Origin of the sequence: Rahnella aceris, from assembly GCF_011684115.1 — a bacterium.
Taxonomy (GTDB): domain Bacteria; phylum Pseudomonadota; class Gammaproteobacteria; order Enterobacterales; family Enterobacteriaceae; genus Rahnella; species Rahnella aceris.
In genome coordinates, this window is sequence record NZ_JAADJV010000009.1 from 1 (window position 1) to 18,950 (window position 18,950).

The following is an 18,950-nucleotide window of genomic DNA, read 5'->3' on the forward strand; positions in this document are numbered from 1 at the left end:
TTTTATCCGGTTGCCGCTGTTTTTAATCTTTCCGACCCGGTCACTTCGTGATGTTGTTCACGTTGTTCCCTGTCGATGGAGCGGCATTATAGGGAGTTCTCAGCAGGCCGCAAGGGCTAATTTTAAGAAAAAACACCGTTTGCTGCATTACACAGCAAACCCACTGCTTATACCGTGTTTTGCACAGATTTATCCACAGAGGCACAGGAATCTCAAATTTTGCGAGCGTCGCGCAATCGTTTTCGCTACAATTTCGCGCGTCAGTTTTCACTGCCCTTTAGGGGTAATAAATGAAAAGTCAGTCGCCGAAGGGAAGTTATCCAAGCTCAATCCCGCGTTTTTCTGCAAATTGCTCTATATAAAGAGAAGAAAAGCGTCATTGAATTCAGATAACGCTCTTTACTGCGACTCCAAAGCCAAGGATATAACCACCATGCAACAATCTCGTCCAATCCGCCGTGCCCTGCTCAGTGTTTCTGACAAAGCCGGTATCGTAGAATTCGCCCAGGCTCTGTCTTCGCGTGGCGTTGAATTACTTTCCACTGGCGGCACCGCCAGCCTGTTGGCGAAAGCCGGCCTGCCAGTCACTGAAGTCTCTGACTACACCGGCTTCCCGGAAATGATGGATGGACGCGTCAAAACCCTGCACCCGAAAGTTCACGGTGGCATCCTCGGTCGTCGCGGGAAAGATGATGAAATCATGGCACAACATTCCATTGCGCCAATCGACATGGTGGTCGTTAACCTTTATCCGTTCGCACAAACCGTCGCACGTCCAGATTGTTCACTGGAAGATGCGGTAGAAAACATTGATATCGGCGGCCCTACCATGGTTCGCTCGGCAGCGAAGAACCATAAAGATGTGGCGATCGTAGTAAAGAGCAGCGATTACGCTTCTATTATTGAAGAGATGGATGCCAACAACAGCTCGCTGACGCTGGCGACTCGTTTCAACCTGGCGATTAAAGCCTTTGAACACACCGCCTCTTACGACGGCATGATTGCTAACTACTTTGGCACGATGGTTCCGGCTTACCACGGTGATACTGAATCGGCTTCCGGCCAGTTCCCGCGCACACTGAATCTCAGCTATATAAAGAAACAAGATATGCGTTATGGCGAGAACAGCCATCAGAACGCTGCCTTCTATATAGAAGAGAACGTCAGCGAAGCTTCGGTTGCCACTTCTACCCAGCTGCAGGGCAAAGCACTTTCCTATAACAACATTGCGGATACCGATGCGGCTCTGGAATGTGTGAAAGAGTTTGCTGAACCGGCCTGCGTCATTGTCAAACACGCCAACCCTTGTGGCGTAGCTATCGGCGACAGCATACTGGCAGCTTATGAACGCGCCTATCAGACTGACCCGACCTCAGCTTTCGGCGGCATTATTGCCTTCAACCGTGAACTGGATGCTGAAACGGCAAAAGCGATCATCAGCCGTCAGTTTGTGGAAGTGATCATCGCACCATCGGTAAGTGCCGAGGCACTGACACTCACCGCCGCGAAACAAAACGTTCGTGTACTGACCTGCGGACAATGGGAAGGTCGCCAGAAAGCGCTCGACTTCAAACGTGTTAACGGCGGCCTGCTGGTTCAGGATCGCGATTTGGGTATGGTTGATACCGCTGATCTGCGTGTGGTATCCGAGCGCCAGCCGACAGAGCAGGAACTGACAGATGCCCTGTTCTGCTGGAAAGTCGCAAAATTCGTCAAATCCAACGCCATTGTGTATGCACGAGACAAAATGACCATCGGTATCGGCGCAGGCCAGATGAGCCGCGTTTACTCCGCTAAAATTGCCGGTATTAAAGCCGCTGACGAAGGCCTGGAAGTAGCCGGTTCCGTAATGGCTTCTGATGCCTTCTTCCCGTTCCGCGACGGTATCGACGCTGCGGCAGCGGTAGGTATTACCTGTGTTATCCAGCCAGGCGGTTCTATCCGTGACGATGAAGTGATCGCCGCGGCTAACGAACACGGCATTGCAATGCTGTTCACCGACATGCGCCATTTCCGTCATTAATTTTCTTTTAGCGGGTGCGATGCGCCCGCTCACCCGGAGTCTTCGAATGAATATTTTAATTATCGGTAACGGCGGGCGTGAACATGCACTGGCATGGAAGGCATCGCAGTCACCTTTGGCTGATAAAGTCTTTGTTGCACCAGGCAACGCCGGTACCGCGCTGGAGCCGTTGCTGGAAAACGTGGACATCGCCGCCACTGACATCGCCGGTTTGCTGGCTTTCGCTAAAAGTCATGACATCGGGCTGACGATTGTCGGCCCTGAAGCGCCGCTGGTGATTGGCGTGGTTGATGCTTTCCGTGCAGCCGGTCTGAAAATTTTTGGCCCGACGCAGGAAGCCGCGCAACTGGAAGGTTCTAAAGCCTTCACTAAGGATTTTCTGGCTCGTCATAACATTCCAAGCGCTGATTATCAGAACTTCACTGAAATCGAACCTGCGCTGGCTTATCTGCGCAGCAAAGGCGCGCCGATAGTCATCAAAGCCGATGGTCTGGCAGCAGGTAAAGGCGTCATTGTTGCGATGACGTTGAAAGAAGCGGAAGACGCCGTTCACGACATGCTGGCGGGAAATGCTTTCGGTGATGCAGGTCATCGCATTGTTATCGAGGAATTCCTCGATGGCGAAGAAGCCAGTTTCATCGTCATGGTCGACGGCAGCAATGTGTTACCGATGGCGACCAGTCAGGATCACAAACGCGTGGGTGACGGCGACAGCGGTCCGAACACGGGCGGCATGGGAGCCTATTCTCCGGCGCCGGTCGTAACCGATGAAATCCATCAACGCGTGATGGATCAGGTCATCTGGCCGACTGTTCGCGGTATGGCGGCGGAAAATAACACTTATACCGGTTTCCTGTATGCCGGTCTGATGATTTCAGCCGACGGCCAGCCGAAAGTGATCGAGTTCAACTGCCGTTTCGGCGATCCGGAAACTCAGCCGATCATGTTACGTCTGCGTTCTGATCTTGTGGATTTATGCCTGGCCGGTGCTGAAGGTCGTCTGGGTGATAAAACATCTGAGTGGGATCCGCGACCGTCTCTGGGTGTCGTGCTCGCAGCCGGTGGCTACCCTGCTGATTATAAAACCGGAGACGTTATTCATGGCCTGCCGCTGGAAGAAGTGCCGGATGGTAAAGTCTTCCACGCAGGGACCCGTTTGCAGGATGAACGTGTGGTCACTAATGGCGGTCGCGTGTTATGTGTGACGGCATTGGGTAAAACGGTGGAAGCAGCCCAGGCACGCGCTTATGATTTAGCGAAAGACATTCATTGGGAAGGTAGTTTCTGCCGCAAAGACATCGGTTATCGCGCCATCGACCGCGAACGTAATCAGTAATTACATCTCACCCGACGATCAAAAAAGGCACGCTTCGGCGTAATGCCGGTCACTTAAGCATTTTTATGAATACAAATTCATTTTTGTGCTTCAAAGGATAATGAAGGAATCAGGCTTGTAGCGCTATTTTTCTTCATTGAAGGCCCAAATTCACGGGCCTCATTTCCTTAAGTGACCAGCATTACGCTTCGGCGTGCCTTTTCAATAGTGAAAACGGGATCACAGATCAGACTCTTTTGGTTCCCATTTACAGAAATCTTCATTGGCGACCAGCAACAGTTCGTTGCCTTGCGGAGCCGTCAGCCAGGCTAAGCCCAGATTATCGTTACTTCGGCTGGCCCGTTTCGCCAGCCAGACCTGTGAACGGACAGTCAGTGCCGGCGTCACCTGCTCGCCTGCGCAGGTCGTTATTAACCCTTTGCGCCAGCGTGCCTGGACCAGCCTGACATTCCCTGCCCGCAGCGCATTGCTCAGATCGAGGGTTTTTGACGCTTCATATTTATAGCGTTCGATTTCGTCTGACGATAACTTCTCGCGGCGCTCAGGGAGTTGTCGCTGCATAAAGCTAACGTTGCCACCCTCGTCAAAACGCAGCATGACACCCAAATCAGTTTTAGTCGCATGGGTTTCTTTAATCAGGTGCAATTGCCCCTGCTGGAATTCGTATCGGGTAATAATCGTATCGCCGCCGTAATAGGGGCTATAGACGTTGAGAATGGTTTGAGGCTCGTGCTGTGCGCTGTCTTCGCGCCAGAGCCGGTTGATACCTTGATCAGCGACATAGCCGCTGGCAAAGAATAACTCAGGACCTTTTTTAGAACTGCAACCCACCAGACCGAGCACCAGTAAACCTGCTACCAGTCCGGGGGTGATAAACTGAAGGGCCTTAAAGGCCCCCCCGCTTATTCTTTTCACTGCAAGCAATTACTTAACAGCGTCTTTCAGAGCTTTACCAGAAACGAACGCAGGCACGTTTGCAGCTGCGATTTTGATTTCTTTACCAGTCTGTGGGTTACGACCAGTACGCTCGTTACGATGATTTACCTTGAAAGTCCCGAAACCAACTAATTGTACAGCATCACCTTCTTTCAGAGACTCGGTAATAGCAGACAGGGTAGATTCAAGAGCAACTTTGGCCTGTGCTTTGGAAAGATCAGCTTTGTCCGCAATTACATCAATCAGTTGAGTCTTGTTCATAAGTTATCCTTTACAGTGTGTTTATCGTTTGCAAAGCATCAAGTGCGACGGATATGCCGATTGACAGCACCCTCCTGCATACACGCACCGATAGCCACTTTTTTTACGCCCCCCAAATGTAGACCAGACAGGGTGCGGATGTGAAGCCTTAAGGCACGACAAATCAGGCGTTAAATCACGTTTTCTTGCCTTATTGCGCTAAATTTATGCCAATGTTACTGACAGCAGCTTCACGCAGGTCAGAACGTAACCCTTTTATTAATTCCAGGTCACGCTCCTCACAGTCAGCCAACAGGCGAAAAATCTCCCATTGGATGTCCCATTCTTCTTCAACGGCAGGAATGACTTTGAGTTCTTCATCGGTCATTTCTTTCCCGGCCTGAGTCATTTCCAGCATCGCGACAGTACGAATTGACGTCTCACTGACGGCAACCGCGTGAGACAGCGTTTCGCCACTCAGACGCGAATGAATCAGTTCGCCTAATGCAATACACGCATCAATGGCCGGATAAACCCCATAGATGTCGTAATCATCAGAAGAAGGCACCGCTTCCTCCAGTTTTTCGAGCTGTGAGTCAAAATTGACCTTGGCGTCTTTTACCACCAGCGTTTCCCAAATTAAATCCAGGATGCGGCGGTAAAGCTGTGGTTCGCCAAACCCGGTTTCCAGGCAAAATGCCTGATAGTTCGGATACATGCGTTCACACAAGCTCGCCATAAACGTCACGTGTTGCCAGCTTTCCAGCTTTTCGAGACGTAAATGAATTGGATTACGTAACATGAGTTGATCTCGTTAACTTTTCTGCGCGGGAGTTTACCTGAAATAAATCAATATCCCTATTCCTTGATTCCTAAAGATCATCACTCAACCGTTGCCAGCGTTGAAACGCCGCCCGGTTTGATGCCACAGCATCCGCCCAACGGGTAGGCTCCGGCAGACGATATTGTCTTATGCACTGTTCGACCCAATAAAACGATGAATCCATGCTGATACGATTACCGGGTGAGATGAATAATGGATTACAGCGTAGCTTGCTGCGCCACACCCAGCCAATCTGTTCATCCCCTTCGTACAGCGCCTGGCGGCTGTGTAGTTCATCGCCTAATGGCAGGAACTGACCGCATAGACGGCTTTTCGCCACACCAATCGTCGGCACGTCGATCATCAGACCAAAGTGACTGGCAACGCCGAGACGGCGCGGATGCGCGATCCCCTGCCCGTCGACAAAAACCAAATCAGGCTGCAATGAGAGTTGCTGCCAGGCTTGCAGCAGTGCGGGAAGTTCGCGGAAGGAAAGGAAACCGGGAATGTACGGCATAACAGTGGGAATGCGGGCAATCTGATATTCCACCAGTTCCAGCGTTGGGTAGCGCAAAACAGCCACCGCCGCACGTGTCACCTCACCGCCCTGTTCGAAACCGACATCCACTCCCGCGATCAACGCGGGAGTGGTAAATCCTGGCGGATCCTGCAGTTCGATCTGATCTGCGAGGATCCGTTGTTCTTCACGTAAAGCACGGGTATCGATCATACCGGGATTTCACTCGTGATATTGCCGGGACAGGCTATGCACCGCTTCCACAAAGGCACCCGCATTTTCCGGCGGGACATCCTGATGAATGCCGTGGCCCAGATTGAACACATGACCATTGCCTTTGCCGAAACCGGCCAGAATGGTCTCCACTTCCTGTTCTATACGCACTGGCGAGGCATACAACATTGAAGGATCCATGTTGCCCTGAATCGCGACTTTGTCACCCACACGACGGCGTGCATCGGCAATATCGGTGGTCCAGTCCAGACCCAGCGCATCGCACCCCGTTGCGGCCATCGCTTCCAGCCACTGACCACCGCCTTTGGTAAACAGAGTCACCGGCACACGACGTCCTTCGTTTTCACGGATCAGACCATCAACAATTTTGTGCATATAGTTCAGGGAGAATTCGCGGTAATCGCGAGGAGTCAACACGCCGCCCCAGGTGTCAAAAATCATCACAGACTGGGCGCCAGCTTTGATCTGTGCATTAAGGTAAAGAATGACGCTGTCTGCCACTTTATCGAGTAACAGATGCATAGTCGCCGGATCGGCGTACATCATCTTTTTGATTTTGGTGAAGGCTTTACTGCTGCCCCCTTCTACCATATACGTCGCCAGCGTCCACGGGCTGCCGGAGAAACCGATAAGCGGCACTTCACCTTGCAGGTTTTTACGGATGGTACGCACGGCATTCATGACATACCCGAGTTCCATTTCAGGATCCGGAACCGGCAGTTTTTCGACATCGGCACGATTCGTCAGTGGTGAAGAAAAACGCGGGCCTTCACCGGCTTCAAAATAGAGCCCCAGCCCCATCGCATCAGGAATGGTCAGGATGTCAGAGAACAGGATCGCCGCATCCAGCGGATAGCGACGAAGCGGCTGCAAAGTCACTTCACAGGCCAGCTCGGCATTCTTGCACAGCGACATAAAATCACCGGCTTCAGCGCGGGTTGCTTTGTACTCCGGCAAATAACGACCAGCCTGACGCATCATCCAGACCGGTGTAATGTCCACTGGCTGACGTAACAAAGCACGCAGGTAACGGTCGTTTTTCAACTCATTCATTCTTGCTCTTTCCTTCAGTATTCGGGCCGCCCGACAATCATCTGACAGCATTCTATCACGTAAAATCGCCTCTACTCTTCGTGTTCGGCACGACAAAGGGCAACGGTGTCTTCAATCAGGCGGCGCGCAATCGTCCCGGGCGGTGGCAACTGCGGCAATGCATCAAAGCGATACCAATTCGCGTTAAGCAACTCTTTCGGGTCATGCTGTATGTCGCCACTGTCGTAATCCGCCATAAATGCCATCATCAGCGAATTGGGGAACGGCCAGGGCTGGGAACTGATGTAACGGACATTTTTCACCCGGATGTTACTTTCTTCCATCACTTCACGTGCCACAGTTTCTTCCAGCGTTTCTCCGACTTCCACGAAACCCGCCAGAACCGTGTGAATACCATTACGATGGCGGACATGCTGCGCAAGCAAAATCTCATCCCCCTTACGGATAGCCACAATGATGCAGGGCGCAATCTGCGGATAATAGCGTTCGCGACAGTGCCCGCAGAGTGCAGCCCACTCGGTTTTGCTGACGTGCATTTCATGTCCGCAGTAACCGCAAAACTTGTGAGAACGGTAAAACTCTGACAACTGCACACCACGCCCGACCAACTGGAATAATCCGCGATCCTGATCCAGCAACTGACGGGCGGAAACCATATGGTTTGGCATCGTCTGACGAACCAGCCAGACAGGTTCGCCCTGCCATTCGCCGATCTGCCGCGCTGTTTTACCGGTCAGAGAAAATTGTGCGGCGCTGCCAAACGGCAGTTCACCCTCAGGCAGCCATAGCTTGCCTTCCTGGCTGATGATCCACCAACCGTTGTGTTGCTCAGTAATCTGTAATTCCATAATTGTTGTTGCATAACCTCGTCGGGACTGACAATCTGAGTAAGATATTTACATATTAGTAACTTTTGGTTACTTTTTTTGTCGCTCACGGAGTCAACCATGCTAAATCGTCTGGAAAGACTGACCCAACGCGTTGGTGGCAGTAATGAGTTAGTGGATCAATGGCTGCACGCACGCAAAGAACTGCTGGTTTCGTACTGCACTTTCGTCGGTCTGAAACCCAATAAAGAAAAACATACACCTTTGAATGAAAAGGCGCTGGACAGTTTTTGCCATCATCTGGTCGACTATCTTTCTGCCGGGCATTTTCATCTCTATCCACGCATCATTGAAGAAGTCGATGGCGCAGGCAGCCCGAAAAAAGTACAGGCGGCAAAAATCTACCCTGCTCTGGAGCTGAATACTGAAGCTATCATGGCTTTCCATGACAGTTACACAGAAACTGATATTGACGATGACAATGCTTTCGCGTTTCACTATGCATTATCGGATATCGGTGAGGCATTAGATGCCCGTTTTCAACTGGAAGATCAATTAATTATCATGGCTTTTGAGCCTGCCCCGGAGAGTGTGCCACCTTCGGAAAATGAGCCTGATCTCGCCAGACCGGCTTAACACGTTGCCACAATAAAACCCTGCTCAGGGTTATGGTTTTACTTGTAGTTTAAAAAAACGCCTCCTATATTGAGGCTTCTTGTCGGAGTGCCTAGCGCATAATTTTCTGTTGAGAATTACGCCAGGCTGAGACCGTTAATTCGGGATCCGCGGAACCTGATCGGGTTAGTACCCGCGAAGGGAACAAGAGTAATGTTATGCGTTCAGCGCAATCAGGCATCTGCCTGCATAAGGCCGCCCGTGCTGCACCGCCCATTTTTACTCCTGCCGTAAACCTCCTGACAAGCAATTTTCCATCACGTTTTTTTGCGAGGAATTTGCTATGTCGAGTACCCAAAAACCCGTTATTTCTGAAAAGAAACCGTCAAATCGCCGTGAACAACGCGCGCAGGCACAATCGTTTATCGACAGCTTGCAGGGCGAAGCTTTCCCCAACTCCCGGCGTATTTATCTTGAAGCTGACCGCGAAGATATCCGCGTGCCGATGCGTGAAATCCAGCTCAGCCCGACGCTGGTCGGCGGCGGCAAAGACAATCCGCAGTTCGAAGAAAACGAAGCAATTCCTGTTTACGACACCGCCGGACCTTACGGTGATCCGGCGGCAGTTATCGACGTGCATACCGGTCTGGGAAAATTACGCGCCCGCTGGATAAACGAGCGTGCGGACACGCAGGAACTTTCACAGGTCAGTTCCGGTTTTACTCAGCAGCGGCTGGCGGATGACGGGCTGGACCACCTCCGCTTCGAACACCTGCCGCGCCCGCGCAAAGCCATTGCGGGTAAAAATGTCACGCAACTGCATTACGCCCGCAAAGGCATCATCACACCTGAGATGGAATTTATCGCCATTCGCGAAAATATGGGGCGTGAACGGATCCGCGGCGAGGTTCTGCGCCAGCAACATCCCGGCGAAAGCTTTGGCGCGCATCTGCCCGCCAGTATCACTGCAGAGTTTGTGCGACAGGAAGTGGCTGCCGGGCGCGCGATTATTCCCGCCAACATTAACCACCCTGAATCAGAGCCGATGATCATCGGGCGTAATTTCCTGGTGAAAGTGAACGCTAATATCGGCAACTCGGCGGTGACATCTTCCATCGAAGAAGAAGTGGAGAAACTGGTGTGGTCGACACGCTGGGGCGCGGACACCGTAATGGATCTCTCCACCGGACGTTATATACATGAAACCCGTGAATGGATCCTGCGTAACAGTCCGGTACCGATCGGCACCGTGCCGATTTATCAGGCCCTGGAAAAAGTGAACGGTGTGGCCGAAGATCTGAACTGGGAAATATTCCGCGATACATTGCTTGAACAGGCCGAGCAAGGCGTCGATTACTTCACCATTCACGCCGGTGTGTTGCTGCGTTATGTGCCGATGACCGCCAAACGCCTGACCGGGATCGTGTCGCGCGGTGGTTCGATCATGGCGAAATGGTGTCTGTCACATCATCGCGAAAGCTTCCTGTTTGAGCATTTCCGCGAGATCTGTGAAATCTGCGCCGACTATGATGTCTCGCTTTCATTGGGCGACGGCCTGCGTCCGGGTTCGATTCAGGATGCCAATGACGAAGCGCAATTCGCCGAATTACGCACACTGGGCGAACTGACCAAAATTGCCTGGGAATACGATGTTCAGGTGATGATCGAAGGTCCGGGACATGTGCCGATGCAGATGATCCGCCGCAACATGACCGAAGAACTCGAGCAGTGTCACGAAGCCCCGTTCTATACCCTCGGTCCGCTGACTACCGATATCGCGCCGGGTTACGATCACTTCACGTCCGGTATTGGCGCCGCGATGATTGGCTGGTTTGGCTGCGCCATGCTCTGTTATGTCACGCCGAAAGAGCATCTGGGCCTGCCGAACAAAGAAGACGTTAAGCAGGGTTTGATTACCTACAAAATCGCAGCACATGCTGCCGATTTAGCTAAAGGCCATCCCGGTGCCCAAATCCGCGATAACGCCATGTCAAAAGCGCGTTTCGAATTCCGCTGGGAAGATCAGTTTAATCTGGCTCTCGATCCGGCAACGGCACGCGCCTACCACGATGAAACGCTGCCGCAGGAATCCGGCAAAGTTGCACACTTCTGCTCGATGTGTGGCCCGAAATTCTGCTCGATGAAAATCACTCAGGAAGTTCGCGATTACGCCGCTGCGCTTGAAGCCAAAGCCCAGCCAATAGAACTCGTTGAATCCGGTATGGCGCAGATGTCTGCCGAATTCCGTTCGCGCGGCGGTGAGCTTTATCACCCGGCCGATAACCTCAGTTCGGAGAGCAGCAAATGAATCCGTCCTCTCAATCCTTTCCTGCCGTTCCATTCCACCTCGGTTTATATCCGGTCGTTGATACCGTGGAATGGATTGCCCGTCTGCTGGACGCGGGCGTTAAAACACTGCAACTGCGTGTGAAAGATTTGCCTGATGAGCAAGCCGAGCCAGCAATTATTGATGCCATCGCGCTCGGTAAAAAATATCAGGCCCGGTTATTCATCAACGATTACTGGCGTCTGGCGGTCAAGCATCAGGCGTATGGGGTGCATTTGGGTCAGGAAGATCTGGATACTGCCGATCTTGAGGCTATCCGTCAGGCCGGCTTACGGCTGGGCGTTTCCACGCATGACGATGCTGAAATGGCACGCGCTGTCGCGGTGAATCCTTCGTACATCGCCCTCGGCCATATCTTCCCGACGCAGACCAAAGATATGCCTTCGGCGCCGCAAGGGCTGGCAGAACTCACCCGACATGTTAAGAAGCTCGATGGCAGCTTTCCGACGGTGGCCATTGGTGGGATCAGCATCGACCGCGCGGCGTCGGTTCTCGACTGCGGCGTCGGCAGTATAGCCGTCGTCAGTGCCATTACTCAGGCGGCGGACTGGCGTGCAGCGACGGCACAACTGCTGGCCTTATGCGCCAGCAAGGTGCCGCAAGATGCTTAACGATGCGGCTTTTATGCGCTACAGCCGCCAGTTGATGCTGGAGGAATTCGGTCCGCTGGCACAGGAAAAATTACAGGCGGCGAAAGTACTGATTGTCGGCCTTGGTGGCCTCGGCTCTCCCGCAGCCTTGTACCTGGCAGCAGCAGGCGTAGGTAAGCTGATTCTGGCCGATGACGATCAATTGCATATCACCAATCTTCAGCGGCAAATCCTCTACCGTACGGCAGATCTCGATCAGCCCAAAGCCGTTCTGGCAAAGCGTGAACTGCTGCGCCTGAATCCGCTTTGCGAAGCGGTGGCCATCACGGAACGTCTGTCGGGAGAAGCATTGACCCGTGCCGTATCGGACGCCGATATCGTTCTGGATTGCAGCGATAACATGGAAACCCGGCATGCAGTTAATAAAGTTTGTGTGGATGCCGGTAAAACCTTGATCAGCGGCAGCGCCGTCGGATTCAGCGGACAACTTCTGGTTATTGAAGCCCCTTACGCTCACGGTTGTTACGCCTGTTTATATCCGGATCAGGAAACCGTACAGCGCAACTGCCGTACATCCGGCGTGCTCGGCCCGGTGGTCGGTACCATTGGTACATTGCAGGCACTGGAAGCGCTGAAGATTCTGGCTGGTCTGCCTTCTGTACTGAGCGGCAAATTACGTCTGTTCGATGGAAAAACGCAAAACTGGCGTTCACTGCAACTCACGCGTTCATCTGCCTGTGCCATCTGCGGAGGCCACGTGTGAACATTCTGGTCAATGATGAACCACACCAATTCAGTCAACCGCTCACGTTACTAAACCTGCTCAATTTGCTGGCGTTAAACCCAGCAGGCAGCGCACTGGCGGTTAACCAGGTCATTATCCCCCGTGATAACTGGCCAGCTCATTTACTGGAAGACGGTGATGAGATCTTGCTCTTTCAGGCGATAGCCGGAGGCTGACATGTTAAAAATTGCTGATACCACATTCACGTCGCACCTTTTTACCGGAACAGGAAAATTCGCCAGTCCGGCGTTGATGCAACAGGCGCTTGAAGCATCTGGCTCTCAGCTGGTGACTATGGCGATGAAACGCATCGATCTGCGTCGCGGAGGTGATGATATTCTGTCTCCTCTGCAACAGCTCGGCATCCGTTTGCTGCCCAATACATCGGGCGCTAAAACAGCTGAAGAGGCAGTATTTGCCGCACAACTGGCAAGAGAAGCACTGGGCACAAACTGGGTGAAACTTGAAATTCATCCCGACGTAAAATATCTGCTGCCCGATGCCGTTGAAACATTGAAAGCCGCAGAGATTCTGGTGAAACAGGGATTTGTTGTTTTGCCGTATTGCAGCGCAGATCCGGTGCTGTGTAAACGTCTGGAAGAAGCGGGCTGCGCCGCCGTCATGCCGCTGGGTGCGCCGATCGGTTCCAATCAGGGGCTGCAAACCCGTGATTTTCTGCAAATCATCATCGAGCAGGCTCGCATTCCGGTCGTTGTTGATGCTGGCATTGGTGCACCAAGCCAGGCCGCTGAAGCGCTGGAAATGGGGGCCGATGCCGTGCTGGTCAATACGGCGATTGCTGTCGCAGGTGATCCGGTTGCTATGGCAACGGCATTCAGGCTGGCCGTTCAGGCTGGGATTATCGCCCGTCAAAGCGGATTAGGCGGCAGACAACGACACGCCAGCGCATCCAGCCCGCTGACCGGTTTCCTCAATACCTCGCAGGTGTTGTCATGAATAACTTCACAGATGTGTGGTCAACGCTGGACTGGGATGATATTTCACTGCGTATCAATAGCAAAACATCCCGTGATGTCGAACAGGCGCTCAGCCGCAACAAAATCAGTCGTGAAGATTTCATGGCATTGATTTCTCCCGCCGCGCTGCCTTACCTGGAACCGATGGCGCAACGCGCGCAACAACTCACGCGCCAGCGATTCGGCAATACGGTGAATTTCTTCGCGCCATTGTATTTATCCAATCTTTGCGCCAACGAATGTACGTATTGCGGCTTTTCGATGAGCAATAAAATCAAACGTAAAACGCTGGACGAAGATGAAATCAGGCGGGAATGCGAAGCGCTGAATGCGCTGGGTTTCAAACATCTGTTGCTGGTCACCGGCGAACATAAGGGAAAGGTCGGCATGGACTATTTCCGCCGTCATTTCCCCGCGATCAGAAGCCATTTCGATTCACTGATGATTGAGGTTCAGCCGCTGCAACAGGAAGAATATGCTGAGCTGAAAACGCTGGGGCTGGATGGCGTGCTGGTTTATCAGGAAACCTATCACGCGCCTACCTATGCTTTGCATCATCTTCGCGGACAGAAACAGGATTTCTTCTGGCGGCTGGAAACACCAGACCGGCTCGGGCGTGCGGGAATCGACAAAATCGGTTTGGGGGCGCTGTTCGGACTTTCTGGCAACTGGAGGACTGACAGCTATATGGTGGCCGAACATTTGTTGTATCTGCAACAAACCTACTGGCAAAGTCGCTATTCGGTGGCGTTTCCAAGACTGCGACCTTGTACCGGTGGCATCGAACCGGCTTCCCTGCTGGAAGAAAATCAGCTGTTACAACTGATTTGCGCTTTCAGAATGCTCGCGTCGGATGTCGAGCTCTCACTGTCGACACGCGAATCCCCCTATTTCCGGGATCACGTTATTCCGCTGGCGATCAACACTGTCAGTGCAGGATCTAAAACACAGCCCGGTGGCTATGCCGATAATCATCCTGAACTTGAACAATTTGCACCGCACGACAACCGTTCACCTCAGCACGTAGCGAACGCATTGACCCGAGCCGGGCTACAACCGGTCTGGAAAGACTGGGACAGTTTTTTGGGGCGCGTCTCGCAGGAAAATGTCGCCGGATGGCAAACAAGTAAACTCTCAGGAATGCAGATTCCATAAAGTAATTTTGCCCCTCGCACCAGCAGGCCAGGAGCATTAATGTGCTTTTGCCACTGCATATTCGCAACTGGCCGGCGCCACTCATCCCGGCGCTGCTTCCAAATAGCCGGAACAGGTTATCGTCCAGTTCCCTGTTCCGGCTCCTCTTTTCAGATCGTTTCAACTCGCACACTTCAGGCAAAAAAAAACCGCTCCCGAAGGAGCGGTTCTATGCGTTTCGACAGAAGACGATTAATCGTCGCTGTTACCGAAACCTGCGTTCAGCAGTTCAGCCAGGTTAGCCGTTGCTTCATCCGCGCTGACTTGCGGTACAACTGGCACTTCGCCTTGTGCTTTACGGCGTGCACGATCCTGGTGATAAGCGTAACCGGTACCGGCTGGGATCAGACGGCCAACGATAACGTTCTCTTTCAGGCCACGCAGTTCATCACGTTTACCCGCAACAGCGGCTTCGGTAAGAACGCGCGTGGTTTCCTGGAACGACGCTGCAGAGATGAAGGATTCGGTCGCCAAAGAGGCTTTGGTGATACCGAGCAGATCACGGGTAAAGGTCGCCGTGATTTTGCCTTCAGCTTCCAGCTGGCGGTTAGCGATTTTAACGCGAGACATTTCTGCCTGCTCGCCTTCCAGGAAGTCAGTGCCACCAGCGCTAACGATGGTGCCTTTACGCAACATCTGACGAACGATAACTTCGATGTGTTTATCGTTAATCTTAACGCCTTGCAGACGGTAAACTTCCTGCACTTCGTTGGTGATGTAGCGGGTAACCGCGTGAACACCACGTAAACGCAGAATGTCGTGCGGAGACTCAGGGCCGTCAGATACGACGTCACCACGTTCCACAACTTCGCCTTCGAACACGTTCAGCTGACGCCATTTAGGAATCATTTCTTCGTAAGCATCGCTGCCATCCAACGGAGAAATTACCAGACGACGTTTGCCTTTGGTTTCTTTACCGAAGGAGATGATCCCGCTGATTTCAGCAAGGATTGCAGGCTCTTTCGGACGACGTGCTTCGAACAGATCAGCAACGCGTGGCAGACCACCGGTGATGTCCTTGGTACCGCCGGATTCCTGAGGAATACGCGCCAGGGTGTCACCAGAGTGGATCTGAGTACCATCTTCCAGCTGAACAATCGCTTTACCAGGCAGGAAGTATTGAGCAGGCATATCAGTACCTGGGATCAATACGTCGTCGCCTTTAGCATCAACGATTTTCAGTGCAGGACGCAGGTCTTTACCGCTACCGGTACGCTCTGCAGAGTCCAGAACCACCAGAGAAGACAAACCGGTCAGGTCGTCGGTCTGGCGGGTAATGGTCTGAGTATCCACCATATCGGCAAAGCGAATGAAACCACTCACTTCACTGATAACTGGCATGGTGTGCGGATCCCAGTTAGCCACGGTTTCGCCGCCGTTAACAGATGCGCCATCACCTTTGCCCATCACGGAACCGTAAGGCACTTTATAGCTTTCTTTGGTACGACCGAATTCGTCGATCAATTTCAGCTCAGTGTTACGGGAAGTGATAACCAGTTTGCCGTTAGAGTTGCTAACATGCTTGTGGTTGCTCAGCTTAATGGTACCGGTGTTCTTAACCTGAATGCTGGATTCTGCTGCCGCACGAGATGCCGCACCACCGATGTGGAACGTACGCATCGTCAGCTGGGTACCCGGCTCACCGATGGACTGTGCTGCAATAACACCGATCGCTTCACCTTTGTTGATGATGTGACCACGTGCCAGGTCGCGACCGTAGCAGTTTGCACACACACCAAAGTCGGTTTCGCAACTTACGACTGAACGTACTTTCACACTGTCGACAGAGTTCTCTTCTAACAGATCACACGTCTTCTCGTGAAGCAGGGTGTTACGTGGAACCAGGATATCCGCCGTACCCGGCTTGAGGATATCTTCTGCAGTCACACGACCCAGCACACGTTCACGCAGTGGTTCTTTAACGTCGCCACCTTCGATGACAGGAGTCATCATGATGCCTTCGTGAGTACCACAGTCGTCTTCGGTCACGACCAGATCCTGTGCCACGTCAACCAGACGACGGGTCAGATAACCGGAGTTAGCCGTTTTCAGTGCGGTATCCGCCAAACCTTTACGAGCACCGTGAGTAGAGATGAAGTACTGGAGTACGTTCAGACCTTCACGGAAGTTCGCGGTGATTGGCGTTTCAATGATGGAACCATCTGGTTTCGCCATCAGGCCACGCATACCAGCCAGCTGACGAATCTGTGCAGCAGAACCACGCGCACCGGAGTCGGCCATCATAAAGATACTGTTGAAGGAAACCTGCTGTTCAACAACACCGTCACGGTTGACGACGTCTTCAACAGACAAGTTTTCCATCATTGCCTTAGCAACACGTTCGTTGGCCGCAGCCCAGATGTCGATCACTTTGTTATAGCGTTCGCCAGCAGTGACCAGACCAGACTGGAACTGTTCCTGGATTTCAGCAACTTCGGTTTCTGCTTCTTCGATGATCTCTGCTTTCTTCGCAGGGATTACCATGTCATCGATACCTACTGACGCGCCTGAACGGGCAGCGTAAGCAAAACCGGTGTACATGATCTGGTCAGCAAAAATAACGGTCGGCTTCAGGCCCAAAATGCGGTAACAGGTGTTCAGCATTTTGGAGATAGCTTTTTTGCCCAGAGGCTGGTTGACGATCGAGAACGGCAGACCTTTTGGCACGATCATCCACAGGATGGCGCGACCGACAGTCGTGTCGATAATCGACGTCTTGTGCGTAACTTCGCCTTCGGTATTTTTGATCTCTTCGGTGATACGCACTTTGACACGCGCATGCAGAGAGGCCAGACCGCCGCGATAAATACGCTCAGCTTCTTTAGGACCAGTCAGAACCATGCCTTCGCCTTTGGCGTTAACACAGTCACGGGTCATATAGTACAGACCCAATACAACGTCCTGAGAAGGAACGATGATTGGCTCGCCGTTCGCAGGTGACAGGATGTTGTTGGTAGACATCATCAACGCACGCGCTTCCAGCTGGGCTTCCAGCGTCAACGGTACGTGAACAGCCATCTGGTCACCATCGAAGTCGGCGTTATATGCCGCACAAACCAGCGGGTGCAGCTGGATTGCTTTACCTTCGATCAGAACCGGTTCAAACGCCTGGATGCCCAAACGGTGCAGGGTTGGTGCACGGTTCAGCAGTACCGGGTGTTCGCGGATAACTTCGTCCAGGATATCCCAAACGACAGCTTCTTCGCGCTCAACCATTTTCTTAGCGGCTTTGATGGTGGTGGCCAGGCCACGCAGTTCCAGCTTGCCGTAAATGAACGGTTTGAACAGTTCCAGTGCCATTTTCTTCGGCAGACCACACTGGTGCAGACGCAGGTATGGACCTACGGTGATAACGGAACGACCCGAGTAGTCGACACGTTTACCCAGCAGGTTCTGACGGAAACGACCCTGTTTACCTTTAATCATGTCTGCCAGAGATTTCAGCGGACGCTTGTTAGAGCCGGTGATTGCACGACCGCGACGGCCGTTATCCAGCAAAGCATCTACCGCTTCTTGCAGCATACGTTTTTCGTTACGTACGATGATGTCTGGCGCAGCCAGATCCAGCAGGCGTTTCAGACGGTTGTTACGGTTGATAACGCGACGATACAGATCGTTCAGATCTGACGTTGCGAAACGGCCGCCGTCCAACGGAACCAATGGACGCAAGTCTGGCGGCAGTACCGGCAACACAGTCAGGATCATCCACTCTGGTTTGTTACCAGACTGAACGAACGCTTCCAGCAGCTTGATACGCTTGGTCAGCTTCTTACGTTTGGTTTCGGAGTTGGTTTCGTTCAACTCTTCACGCAGTTGCTCGCACTCTGCTTCCAGGTCCATGTTTTTCAACAGAGCCTGAATTGCTTCCGCACCCATCTTCGCGTCGAACTCATCACCAAACTCTTCCAACGCATCCAGATACTGCTCTTCAGTCAGGATCTGGCGTTTTTCGAGGTTAGTCATGCCGCCTTCGATAACCACATAGGATTCGAAGTACAGAACACGTTCGATGTCACGCAGTGGCATATCCAGCAGCAAACCGATGCGCGATGGCAGCGATTTCAGGAACCAGATGTGTGCAGTCGGGGAAGCCAGTTCGATGTGGCCCATACGCTCACGGCGTACTTTAGTCTGGGTCACTTCAACGCCGCACTTCTCGCAGATCACGCCGCGATGTTTTAAACGCTTGTACTTACCGCACAGGCATTCGTAGTCTTTTACTGGTCCGAAAATACGGGCACAGAAAAGGCCGTCACGTTCTGGTTTGAACGTACGGTAGTTAATGGTTTCTGGCTTCTTAACTTCACCAAAAGACCAAGAACGGATCATGTCTGGCGATGCCAGAGCAATTTTGATCGCATCAAACTCTTCGGTCTTAGTTTGCGCTTTCAGAAACTTTAGTAAGTCTTTCACGGATTGGCTCCCGTCGGGTTAGACCTGTTAGGCACCTGGTC

The 18,950-nt window shown here is 52.5% G+C and carries 16 protein-coding genes and 1 riboswitch; of the genes, 9 read left to right on the top strand and 7 right to left on the bottom strand.

Annotation, left to right across the window (positions count from 1 at the left end):
• Nucleotides 1-433: 433 nt before the first annotated feature.
• The gene (purH, locus tag GW591_RS23830) at nucleotides 434-2,023 is read left to right on the top strand and encodes a bifunctional phosphoribosylaminoimidazolecarboxamide formyltransferase/IMP cyclohydrolase (protein WP_013577393.1); all 1,590 of its coding nucleotides are present in this window, start codon (nucleotides 434-436) and stop codon (nucleotides 2,021-2,023) included.
• A gap of 46 nt (nucleotides 2,024-2,069) precedes the next feature.
• Entirely contained in the window at nucleotides 2,070-3,359 is a 1,290-nt protein-coding gene (purD, locus tag GW591_RS23835) for a phosphoribosylamine--glycine ligase (RefSeq protein WP_166861443.1), read from the top strand.
• Nucleotides 3,360-3,578: 219 nt separating this feature from the next.
• Here purD and GW591_RS23840 read toward each other — a convergent pair whose 3' ends face one another.
• The 6 genes from GW591_RS23840 to nudC form a co-directional block, all read right to left on the bottom strand.
• A complete protein-coding gene (locus GW591_RS23840) occupies nucleotides 3,579-4,265 on the bottom strand; it encodes a DUF1481 domain-containing protein (protein WP_369794811.1) in 687 nt (228 codons plus the stop codon).
• A gap of 18 nt (nucleotides 4,266-4,283) precedes the next feature.
• On the bottom strand, nucleotides 4,284-4,556 hold the full coding sequence (gene hupA / locus GW591_RS23845) for a nucleoid-associated protein HU-alpha (RefSeq protein ID WP_013577396.1): 273 nt from the start codon (nucleotides 4,554-4,556) through the stop codon (nucleotides 4,284-4,286).
• 190 nt (nucleotides 4,557-4,746) lie between these two features.
• Nucleotides 4,747-5,337, bottom strand: a complete 591-nt coding sequence (locus GW591_RS23850; RefSeq protein ID WP_013577397.1) for a YjaG family protein — start codon at nucleotides 5,335-5,337, stop codon at nucleotides 4,747-4,749.
• A 70-nt stretch (nucleotides 5,338-5,407) separates the two neighbouring features.
• Nucleotides 5,408-6,088, bottom strand: a complete 681-nt coding sequence (gene nfi, locus GW591_RS23855; RefSeq protein ID WP_037035724.1) for a deoxyribonuclease V — start codon at nucleotides 6,086-6,088, stop codon at nucleotides 5,408-5,410.
• Nucleotides 6,089-6,097: 9 nt separating this feature from the next.
• Complete coding sequence (gene hemE / locus GW591_RS23860) at nucleotides 6,098-7,162, bottom strand: uroporphyrinogen decarboxylase (RefSeq protein ID WP_013577399.1); 1,065 nt, start codon at nucleotides 7,160-7,162, stop codon at nucleotides 6,098-6,100.
• 71 nt (nucleotides 7,163-7,233) lie between these two features.
• A complete protein-coding gene (gene nudC, locus GW591_RS23865) occupies nucleotides 7,234-8,010 on the bottom strand; it encodes an NAD(+) diphosphatase (protein ID WP_013577400.1) in 777 nt (258 codons plus the stop codon).
• A gap of 99 nt (nucleotides 8,011-8,109) precedes the next feature.
• On the opposite strand from nudC, the gene GW591_RS23870 reads away from it, so the two are divergent.
• The 7 genes from GW591_RS23870 (at nucleotide 8,110) to thiH (ending at nucleotide 14,457) form a co-directional block, all read left to right on the top strand.
• On the top strand, nucleotides 8,110-8,625 hold the full coding sequence (locus GW591_RS23870; RefSeq protein ID WP_013577401.1) for an Rsd/AlgQ family anti-sigma factor: 516 nt from the start codon (nucleotides 8,110-8,112) through the stop codon (nucleotides 8,623-8,625).
• A 73-nt stretch (nucleotides 8,626-8,698) separates the two neighbouring features.
• Nucleotides 8,699-8,825: riboswitch (TPP riboswitch) on the top strand.
• Between the two features lie 122 nt (nucleotides 8,826-8,947).
• The gene (thiC, locus tag GW591_RS23875; protein ID WP_119262164.1) at nucleotides 8,948-10,912 is read left to right on the top strand and encodes a phosphomethylpyrimidine synthase ThiC; all 1,965 of its coding nucleotides are present in this window, start codon (nucleotides 8,948-8,950) and stop codon (nucleotides 10,910-10,912) included.
• Nucleotides 10,909-11,562 carry a thiamine phosphate synthase gene (gene thiE, locus GW591_RS23880; RefSeq protein ID WP_013577403.1) on the top strand — a complete coding sequence of 218 codons (654 nt, stop codon included), beginning with the start codon at nucleotides 10,909-10,911 and terminating at the stop codon, nucleotides 11,560-11,562. Before thiC ends, thiE begins: the two co-directional genes overlap by 4 nt.
• Nucleotides 11,555-12,304: a HesA/MoeB/ThiF family protein gene (locus GW591_RS23885; RefSeq protein ID WP_112197870.1), complete on the top strand. Its 750-nt coding sequence runs from the start codon at nucleotides 11,555-11,557 to the stop codon at nucleotides 12,302-12,304. Before thiE ends, GW591_RS23885 begins: the two co-directional genes overlap by 8 nt.
• Nucleotides 12,301-12,501 carry a sulfur carrier protein ThiS gene (gene thiS, locus GW591_RS23890; protein WP_037035715.1) on the top strand — a complete coding sequence of 67 codons (201 nt, stop codon included), beginning with the start codon at nucleotides 12,301-12,303 and terminating at the stop codon, nucleotides 12,499-12,501. The genes GW591_RS23885 and thiS overlap by 4 nt, the downstream gene beginning before the upstream one ends.
• 1 nt (nucleotide 12,502) lies before the next feature.
• The gene (locus tag GW591_RS23895) at nucleotides 12,503-13,282 is read left to right on the top strand and encodes a thiazole synthase (protein WP_013577406.1); all 780 of its coding nucleotides are present in this window, start codon (nucleotides 12,503-12,505) and stop codon (nucleotides 13,280-13,282) included.
• Nucleotides 13,279-14,457, top strand: coding sequence for a 2-iminoacetate synthase ThiH (gene thiH / locus GW591_RS23900; RefSeq protein WP_166861445.1), 1,179 nt, complete (start codon nucleotides 13,279-13,281; stop codon nucleotides 14,455-14,457). Before GW591_RS23895 ends, thiH begins: the two co-directional genes overlap by 4 nt.
• A gap of 231 nt (nucleotides 14,458-14,688) precedes the next feature.
• On the opposite strand, the gene rpoC is transcribed toward thiH, so the two are convergent.
• Complete coding sequence (gene rpoC / locus GW591_RS23905; protein WP_013577408.1) at nucleotides 14,689-18,909, bottom strand: DNA-directed RNA polymerase subunit beta'; 4,221 nt, start codon at nucleotides 18,907-18,909, stop codon at nucleotides 14,689-14,691.
• Nucleotides 18,910-18,950: the final 41 nt, after the last annotated feature.